Annotated in this window: 8 protein-coding genes; 3 read left to right on the top strand and 5 right to left on the bottom strand. The window is 69.9% G+C overall.

Features of this window, described 5'->3' with window-relative positions:
• Positions 1 to 150: 150 nt before the first annotated feature.
• Positions 151 to 1,773 (bottom strand): ABC transporter substrate-binding protein, encoded by a 1,623-nt coding sequence (locus ACFWN7_RS04795; protein ID WP_376937589.1) that lies wholly within the window; start codon positions 1,771 to 1,773, stop codon positions 151 to 153.
• Positions 1,774 to 1,981: 208 nt separating this feature from the next.
• Between ACFWN7_RS04795 and ACFWN7_RS04790 the strand changes: the two genes are divergently transcribed.
• Positions 1,982 to 2,746, top strand: coding sequence for a CPBP family intramembrane glutamic endopeptidase (locus ACFWN7_RS04790; RefSeq protein ID WP_376937588.1), 765 nt, complete (start codon positions 1,982 to 1,984; stop codon positions 2,744 to 2,746).
• On the opposite strand, the gene ACFWN7_RS04785 is transcribed toward ACFWN7_RS04790, so the two are convergent.
• Positions 2,692 to 3,147: a hypothetical protein gene (locus ACFWN7_RS04785; protein ID WP_376937587.1), complete on the bottom strand. Its 456-nt coding sequence runs from the start codon at positions 3,145 to 3,147 to the stop codon at positions 2,692 to 2,694. The two genes, ACFWN7_RS04790 and ACFWN7_RS04785, sit on opposite strands and share 55 nt — an antisense overlap.
• Positions 3,148 to 3,281: 134 nt before the next feature.
• On the opposite strand from ACFWN7_RS04785, the gene ACFWN7_RS04780 reads away from it, so the two are divergent.
• Positions 3,282 to 3,479 (top strand): hypothetical protein, encoded by a 198-nt coding sequence (locus ACFWN7_RS04780; protein ID WP_376937586.1) that lies wholly within the window; start codon positions 3,282 to 3,284, stop codon positions 3,477 to 3,479.
• Positions 3,480 to 3,482: 3 nt separating this feature from the next.
• On the opposite strand, the gene ACFWN7_RS04775 is transcribed toward ACFWN7_RS04780, so the two are convergent.
• Together ACFWN7_RS04775 and ACFWN7_RS04770 are read right to left on the bottom strand one after the other, a co-directional pair.
• Entirely contained in the window at positions 3,483 to 3,989 is a 507-nt protein-coding gene (locus ACFWN7_RS04775; RefSeq protein ID WP_376937585.1) for a hypothetical protein, read from the bottom strand.
• An 81-nt stretch (positions 3,990 to 4,070) separates the two neighbouring features.
• A complete protein-coding gene (locus ACFWN7_RS04770; protein ID WP_376937584.1) occupies positions 4,071 to 4,628 on the bottom strand; it encodes a sigma-70 family RNA polymerase sigma factor in 558 nt (185 codons plus the stop codon).
• 95 nt (positions 4,629 to 4,723) lie between these two features.
• Here ACFWN7_RS04770 and ACFWN7_RS04765 point away from each other — a divergent pair, with 95 nt between their 5' ends.
• Positions 4,724 to 5,197: a DUF2231 domain-containing protein gene (locus tag ACFWN7_RS04765; protein ID WP_376937583.1), complete on the top strand. Its 474-nt coding sequence runs from the start codon at positions 4,724 to 4,726 to the stop codon at positions 5,195 to 5,197.
• Positions 5,198 to 5,512: 315 nt separating this feature from the next.
• Here the strand turns inward: ACFWN7_RS04765 and gcvP are convergent, their stop codons facing one another.
• Positions 5,513 to 8,428 carry an aminomethyl-transferring glycine dehydrogenase gene (gcvP, locus tag ACFWN7_RS04760; RefSeq protein WP_376937734.1) on the bottom strand — a complete coding sequence of 972 codons (2,916 nt, stop codon included), beginning with the start codon at positions 8,426 to 8,428 and terminating at the stop codon, positions 5,513 to 5,515.
• Positions 8,429 to 8,506: the final 78 nt, after the last annotated feature.

Raw genomic sequence — 8,506 nt, 5'->3', positions numbered from 1 at the left:
CAACCAACCCTCTTTGTGGGTTTTTGCCACACTCTTTTGACCCGGTTGGGGTGGCCCCCGGGGGTCTGTGGGGGGTGGGGGGGGGCCCGGTCTGCGCCCCCCGCCCCACGGGCGCTCAGAGTCTAACCCCGAGTCGCCCCGGAACGAGAATTACTCGCTCTTGGTGATCTGGTAGTAGAGCGGAACGGTGTCCCAGCCGAACACCACGTTGTCGACCTGCTCGCCCCACGCGCCCATGGTGTTGGTGTACCAGAGCGGGATGGCCGGAAGGTCCTCGAAGAGGATCTCCTGCGCCTGCTGGAACTTCGCGATGCCCGCCTCGACGTCGGTAGCACCGAGGCCCTCGTCGATGAGCTTGTCGAACTCGGGGTTCGAGTAGTCGCCGTCGTTCGAGCCGGCACCGGTGTAGAAGATCGGCCCGAGACCGTTCACCATCGACGGGTAGTCGAACTGCCAGCCGGTACGGAAGGGCGTCTGGATCGCGCGGGAGGTGATCGACGTGCGGAACTCCGCGAAGGTGGGCACCGGTGTGCCGACCGCGTCGATGCCGAGGTTGTTCTTCACCTGGTTCGCCACCGCGTCGACCCAGCCCTGGTTGGGGCCGTCGGCGTTGTAGGCGAGCTGGAAGGAACCGGTCCACGGAGCGATCGCGTCGGCCTGCGCCCAGAGGTCCTTCGCAAGGTCGGGGTCGAAGTCGAGCACGTCGGAGCCGGGGATGTCCTCGGAGTAGCCGGCCAGGACCGGCGACGTGAAGTCGTGCATCGGGCTGCGCGTGCCGGCGAAGATCACATCGGTGATCTCCTCACGGTCGATCGCGTGCGAGATCGCGGCGCGGCGGAGCTTGCCCTCCTCACCGCTGAAGTGCGGCAGGCGTGCCGGGATCGTGATCGTGGCGTTCGCCGCACCGGGCTGGTTGACCGAGCGGTCGCCGAATTCCTCCTGGAACGTCTCGAGCGCGCTGTCGGGGATCTCCTGGATCACGTCGAGGTTGCCGCCCTGCAGGTCGGCGTACGCGGCATCCGTCGTGGCGTAGAGGATGACGTCGAGGCCGCCGTTCTGCGGTTCACGGGGACCCTCGTAGTCGGGGTTCACCACGAGGTCGATGCGCTCGTTGTGCTTCCAGGCGCCTTCGCCCTCGAGCATGTACGGGCCGTTGCCGATCGGGTTCTCACCGAACGCCTCGATGTCCTCGAATGCCGCCTCGGGCAGCGGCGAGAACGCCGTGTAGCCGAGTCGCAGCGGGAAGTCCGACTCGGGCTGGCTCAACTTGACCTCGAACGTGAGGTCGTCGACGACCGTGAGGCCCGACATCTCCTCGACGTTCTCGTCGGCGCTGTATCCCTCGATCGGCTCGAAGAAGTAGCTCGACAGCTGGGCGTTGTCGAGGGCGGCGCCGTAGTTCCACGCGTTCACGAAGGACTCGGCGGTCACCGGCTCGTCGTTCGTGAACTTCTGGTCGGCCTTGAGGGTGATGGTGTAGGTCTGGCTGTCTTCCGTCTCGATGGACTCGGCCATCTCGTTCTGCACGTTGCCCTCGGCGTCGTACGACACCAGGCCCGCGAAGATGTTCGTGACGATGAGACCGCCGCCGACCTCGTTGGTGTTGGTGGGAACCAGCGGGTTCTGCGGCTCGATGCTGTTGGCCGTGATGATCGCAGCGGAGCTTCCGGCCTCGCCGGACGTTCCGGCGTCGCCGCCGGTGCAGCCCGAGAGCGCGAGCGCCCCCGCAGCCGCAAGAGCAATGGCGGCAACGCCCGTTCTCTTGATCTTCAATGTTCCTCCTGTGAGAGATGTGCGCAGGACCGCACGGCTCCTGGCCGCGAGGTGCGCTGATCTTTCGAGACTATGAAGGGGCTCCGCCAAGAGCAAACCCCTGAGGAAACCGTTACCGACGTGCAATCTGACGAGGCGCGCGGTGACGGAAACCACAGATTGCACGCAGCATTCTTGCGTGCCGTTGCCGACATGCGAGGATGACCGCATGCCGACCGCACGACGACTTCGACTCGAGGTCGTGATCGTGCTCGGGCTCTCGCTCGGGGCGTCCGCCGTCTACTCGGTCGTCTCCCTCATCGCGAAGCTCACCGAGGAGCGGGCCATCGGCGACCAGACCGTCGCGCTGAACCCCTCGCGTTCGAGCCGCGAGTGGCTCGACTTCACGTACCAGTTCCTCGACGTGTTCTTCGGGCTCTTCGCCGTCGCGCTCGCGCTGTACCTGCTGTGGCAGCCGGGCCGGAGCCCGTTCCGGCGCATCGGCTTCGACCTCACGCGCCCGGGTCGCGACGCGGCATCCGGCCTGCTGCTCGTCGCCGCCATCGGCGTGCCGGGGCTCGCCCTGTACGCGATCGGGCGTGCCCTCGGCGTCACCGTGGCCGTGCAGACCTCACCCGCCGACTGGTTCTGGTGGACGGTGCCGATCCTCCTGTTCCGCGCCCTCGAGGCAGCGCTCAGCGAAGAGCTCATCGTCGTCGGCTACCTGTTCACGAGGTTCAGGGAGCTCGGGGTGGGGCCGTGGGCGACGATCGTGTCGAGCGCGCTGCTGCGCGGGAGCTATCACCTGTACCAGGGGTTCGGGCCATTCGTCGGCAACGCGGCGATGGGCATCGTCTTCGGCTGGTGCTACCAGCGCTGGGGGCGCACGATGCCGCTGGTCATCGCGCACTGGATCCTCGACGTCGTGTCGTTCGTGGGCTACCCGCTCGCCGTCGGCTGGTGGCCCGGGCTCTTCGCGCCGCCTGCCGCCTGAGTCGGGCGGGACGGATGCCGCGGCCGCGGCGCCTGCGGCACGTGCTCGCCGCGCGTCAGCGCGACGACGGTCGCCGGCATCGGCGGCAGGGCCTCCTCAGGCGCCTCGACGCGGAGGTCGGAGTCGCTCGACCGCACCCGGGCCATGTCGTGCCAGGTGCGACGACTCGGCGTGCAGACGGCCGTGAACCCCTCATCGCCGAAGACGCCCCCACCCGGGAAGTCGCTCATGAACTGCGCCCGGCGCAGCGCCGCGGCGGTGCCCGGGTCTCGGCGTTCGAGGAGTCCGGCGCGCTTCTCGAGTCCGAGGCCGGCGCCCGCGAGCGTCGAGACACCGACGAAGAGCCCCACGAACCCGATGGTTCCGAGTACTGCGATGAGATCGGCGGAGATCATGCGCACCCCCAGATGCGAGTGAACCTCAGTGTACTCCCGGAGCGCCCGATCGGGGCGCCCCGGATCCGCCGGGCGGCGAGGATGGCGAGCATGGTGTCGACCGCGGCCGATCCCGGCCGACCGAACTCAGGAACGGAACCATGGATCTCGCACACGCCATCGCCGCCGGAGGACTCGCCGCCCGCAGGACCGAACACCGCTTCACCACGACCGAGGCCGAGATCCGCGATGCCGAACGCCGCGTCGTCGAACGCCGCACGGCCGCCGTCGAGGCATCCGGCCGCCGGGAGTACACCGAGCGCGGCCGCCACGCCGCACCGCGCCCCGCGCGCGCCTGAACGTCAGCCGCCGATCTTCTCGCCGGCCGGCGTCAGCACCCACCACACGCCGCCGACGCCCTGTCCATTGGTGTCGCCGGCGGCGGAGTCGCCAGCGAAGTAGTACAGCGGCCAGCCGTTCAGGGTGACCTGGGTCTCGCCGTCGACGCCGGTGATCGTGCCGATCTCCCCCGTCACGCCCTCGACGGCCGGGTCGTCGGAATCAGCCGTCACGGCGGGCCAGTTCGTCGCGCACTGCCCCTCGCACGTGCTCGCATCGCCACCCTGGGTGTCGCTGTCGAACATGTAGACGGTCATCCCCTCGCCGTCGACGACGATCTCGCCGAGATCGGAGTCGGCGGTCGTGAGCAGCGCGTCCGTCTCCATCGAGCCGGTGTCGGGCGCCTCGGTCTCCACCGACGTGCCGCCGTCGGCGGGCTCCTCGGGCTCCTCCGCCGCGGGGCCGGTGCAGCCGGTCAGTGCGACCGCGAGGGCTGCGACGGCGAGTCCGCTGATGATGCGAAGCTTCATGGTTGAACCTCTCTCCTGCTCGTCTCGTGCTCGGACCGCGTACGGCGGTCGAACGGAACACGAGACGCACGCCCGAAAGGTTCACCGCCGGTCAGCCGGCGCTGCCCGCCAGCAGCACGTCGCCGCTGCCGACCGAGCGGATCTCGAGCGACGCGATGTCGCCGAGCTCCAGGGCGGTGCCCGCCTCGAGCCTCGCCGACGCCCCGGGACTCGCCCGCCAGCTCGAGACCTCGCTGCGGTTGCCGTCACGGTCGACGACGTACAGGGCGTACGGCCAGCGGCGCGGTGCTCGAGGTCGAGCCCCGCGAGCGCCTCCTCGATGAGCAGGCTCTCGAAGAGGGCGTCGGCGCCGTCGGCCTGTGCGCGCTCGGGCGTCTCGGCGACGCCGATCTCGTGGCGGCGACGCGCGCTGCGCGCCTCGTCGATCACGAGGTTGCGCGCGACGGTGAACATCCACGACCGCGTCGACGCCGGCTCCTGGGCGAGGATGCGCGGGCTCCGCCACGCACGCAGCAGCGTCTCCTGCACGATGTCGTCGGCGCCCGCCGGGTCGCCCGTGAGGTGCACGACGTAGCGCCACACCGACGGGGCGTGGGCGTCGTACAGCGCGACGAGCCGGGCGTCGTCATGGGGCGGCATCCGTCACCTCCTGCCCATCACAACGAGACGACCGCACGAATGGTTCAGATCGGGCGCCTAGTGAACCGAGCGGACGGCTGCGTCGTGTCCTCATCATGGACGTCGCCGGACTTCCCCTCCACCCGCTCATCGTGCACGCCACAGTCGTGCTCACACCGCTCACGGTACTCGCCCTGCTCCTCGGCGCGTTCTGGCCGGCGGCGCGACGACGGCTCGGCATCGTCACGCCGCTCGCCGCACTCGCCGTGCTCGTGCTCGTGCCGGTGACCGTCGCGGCCGGGCTGTCGCTCGCCGAGGTGATCGGGCCGATCCCTGCCGTCGAGCGGCACCGGATGCTCGGTGAGATGCTCCTGCCGTGGGCGATCGCGCTCTTCGTCGTAGCAGCGGCGCAGTGGGCGTGGTTCCGCTACGGCGACGCGCGCGTGCGCCGCGACCGGCCCGCGGCGGCACGGGCCGTCGTGATCGCGCTGACCGTGGCATCCGTCGTCGTCGGGGTCGGCACCGTCGTGATGATCGTGCTCATCGGGGATTCGGGTGCCCGCGCCGTGTGGGGTGGGCTCTTGGGGTGAGGGCTCCGCGCCTGCGCACCGATCGCGGCGCACCCGCTCGCGACGGGCCCCGCTTCCGAGACGCTGCCCAACCCCACTCCCGAGACGCCAGCGGGCGACCTTTCCACAACCGATATGCCAGTTCCCCCTCATCGATGAGGCGGAACTGGCATGTCTCCCGAGAAGTCGAACTCCCCCAAGCGAGAAGTCGGACTCCCCCAAGCGAGAAGTCGGACTCCCCCAAGCGAGAAGTCGGACTTCCCCAAAGCGAGAAGTCGGACTCTCCCGAGTGCGCTACTCAGCATCTCGTCGCGGAAGGCGAAGGAAGGAGCATCGCTACGCGAACGCCTCCACCGGAGGGCACGCACATACGAGGTTGCGGTCGCCGTACGCCTGGTCGATGCGACGCACCGGCGCCCAGTACTTGTTGCGCACGAGGGAGTGCACCGGGTACACGGCCTGCTCGCGGGTGTAAGGGTGAGTCCACTCTCCCGCGATGACCGACTCGGCCGTATGCGGGGCGTTCCGCAGCGGGTTGTCGTCGGCCGGCCACTCGCCGCGGCCGGCCGCGTCGGCCTCGGCCTTGATCGCGATCATCGCCTCGATGAACCGGTCGAGCTCGGCCAGGTCCTCCGACTCGGTCGGCTCGACCATGAGCGTGCCGGCGACCGGGAACGACATGGTCGGCGCGTGGAAGCCGTAGTCGATGAGCCGCTTCGCGACGTCGTCGACGGTCACCCCGGTCGCCGCGGTGAGCGGACGCAGGTCGAGGATGCACTCGTGCGCCACGAGCGCGTTGTCGCCTGTGTACAGCACCGGGTAGTGCTCGCGCAGGCGCGCGGCGACGTAGTTCGCGGCCAGCACGGCCGTCGCGGTCGCCTGCTTCAGTCCCTCGGAGCCCATCATGCGCACGTACGCCCAGGAGATCGGCAGGATCGACGGGCTGCCGTAGGGCGCTGCCGACACGGGTGGGCCGTCGTGCGTGACGCCGCCCGAGTGGCCGGCGCGCTGGGCGAGCGGATGCCCCGGCAGGAACGGTGCGAGGTGCGCCTTCGCCGCGACGGGGCCGACACCCGGCCCGCCGCCGCCGTGCGGGATGCAGAACGTCTTGTGCAGGTTCAGATGCGAGACGTCGCCGCCGAAGTCGCCGAACCGCGCGTAGCCGAGCAGCGCGTTGAGGTTCGCCCCGTCGATGTAGACCTGGCCGCCGGCGTCGTGCACCGCCCGCGTGACCTCCTTCACGTCGTGCTCGTAGACGCCGTGGGTCGACGGGTAGGTCATCATCAGGGCGGCGATGCGGTCGCGATGCTCGGCGATCTTCGCGCGCAGGTCGTCGAGGTCGACGTTGCCGAGCTCGTCGGTGGCGACGACGACGACGCGCATGCCTGCGAGTACCGCGGATGCTGCATTGGTGCCATGTGCGCTCGAGGGGATGAGGCAGAGGTCGCGGTCGTCGTCGCCGTTCGCGCGGTGGTAGCCGCGGATCGCGAGGAGGCCGGCGAGCTCGCCCTGGCTCCCCGCGTTCGGCTGCAACGACACGGTGTCGTACCCCGTGACCTCGGCGAGCCAGCTCTCGAGCTGCTCGATGAGTCCGAGCGTGCCGACGACGTCGGCCTCGGGCGCGAACGGGTGCAGGTTCGCGAACTCGGGCCACGTCACCGACTGCATCTCGGTGGCGGCGTTGAGCTTCATCGTGCAGGAGCCGAGCGGGATCATGCCCCGGTCGAGCGCGTAGTCGCGGTCGGCGAGCGTCTTCAGGTATCGCATCATCTGCGTCTCGGACTGGTGCGTGTTGAACACGGGGTGCTCGAGGTACGAACTGGTGCGGCGCAACTCGGCCGGGATCGCCGTCGGGTTCGGTCCCTGAGCCTGTCGAAGGGAGCCTGCCGAAGGGCCCGCTTCGGCAGGCTCAGCGAGCGGATGCGGCACCCCGAACGCCTCAGCCACCAGCGAGAGCTCCGCCTCGGTCGTCGTCTCATCGACCGCGACCTGCACGGTCCCGTCGTCCACCTTCCAGAGGTCGATGCCGAGCTCGCGGGCGCGTCCGACGATCTCGCCTGCACGGCCCGGCACGTTCACCCGGATCGTGTCGAAGAACGCGTCGTGCACGATCCGCTGCTCGCTCTCGGCCAGCCGGCCGGCGAGCAGCTTCGCCTTGCCGGCGACCTGCGTCGCGATGTGACGGATGCCGCGGGGCCCGTGATACACCGCGTACATCGCCGCCATGACGGCGAGGAGCACCTGTGCGGTGCAGATGTTCGACGTCGCCTTCTCGCGGCGGATGTGCTGCTCGCGCGCCTGCAGGCTGAGCCGGTAGGCGGGGTGGCCGGCGGCATCCTGCGAGACGCCGACGAGCCGGCCCGGCATCTGCCGCTCGAGGCCCTTGCGCACGGCCATGTAGCCGGCGTGCGGTCCGCCGAATCCCATCGGCACGCCGAAGCGCTGCGTGGTTCCGACCGCGACGTCCGCGCCGAGCTCGCCCGGGCTCGTCAGCACGGCCGTCGCGAGCAGGTCGGCGGCCACCACGGCGAGGGCGCCCTGCGCCTTCGACGCCGCGATGACGGATGCCGGGTTCCACACGCGGCCCGAGGCGCCCGGGTACTGCACGAAGAGCCCGAAGTGGTCGCCGACGGCGGCGATGGCATCGCTCCCTGAGCTCGCGGTGGCCTGAGCCTGTCGAAGGGTCGAAGGGAGCTCCGATCCGCTCGCGTCGACGAGCTCGGCGAGCGGGAGTTCGACGAGCTCGATGCCCACCGCCTCCGCGCGCGACTCGAGGAGCGCCCGCGTCTGCGGCAGGGCGTCGGCGTCGACGATGAAGCGGTTCGACGCTGACTTCGAGACGCGGCGGGCGAGGAGCATCCCCTCGACGACCGCGGTTCCCTCGTCGAGCATCGACGCGTTCGCGATCTCGAGCCCGGTGAGGTCTTCGACCATGGTCTGGAAGTTGATGAGCGCCTCGAGCCGGCCCTGCGAGATCTCGGGCTGGTAGGGCGTGTAGGCGGTGTACCAGCTCGGATTCTCGAGCACGTTGCGTTGGATCACTGCGGGCGTGATGGTGCCCGAGTAGCCGAGTCCGATCATCGAGGTGCGCACCGTGTTCTGCCCGGCCAGTGCCGCGAGCTCGGCGATCGCCTCGCGCTCGGTCGCGGCGGGAGGGATGACGGAGTCCAGCACCTCCCCCATGCGGATCGACCTTGGCACGGCGGCGGCCATGAGGTCGTCGAGGGACTCGTAGCCGAGCTCGGCGAGCATGCGCGAGTGATCGCCCTCGGTCGTGCCGATGTGGCGGCGTGCGAATGCGTCGGCGCCGAACGCCGAGGAGGTGGTGCT

Source organism: Agromyces sp. NPDC058484 (genome assembly GCF_042720415.1).
Taxonomy (GTDB): Bacteria; Actinomycetota; Actinomycetes; order Actinomycetales; family Microbacteriaceae; genus Agromyces.
Note: the sequence above shows the minus strand (reverse complement) of the source record. Positions and strands in the feature narration are given on the sequence as shown.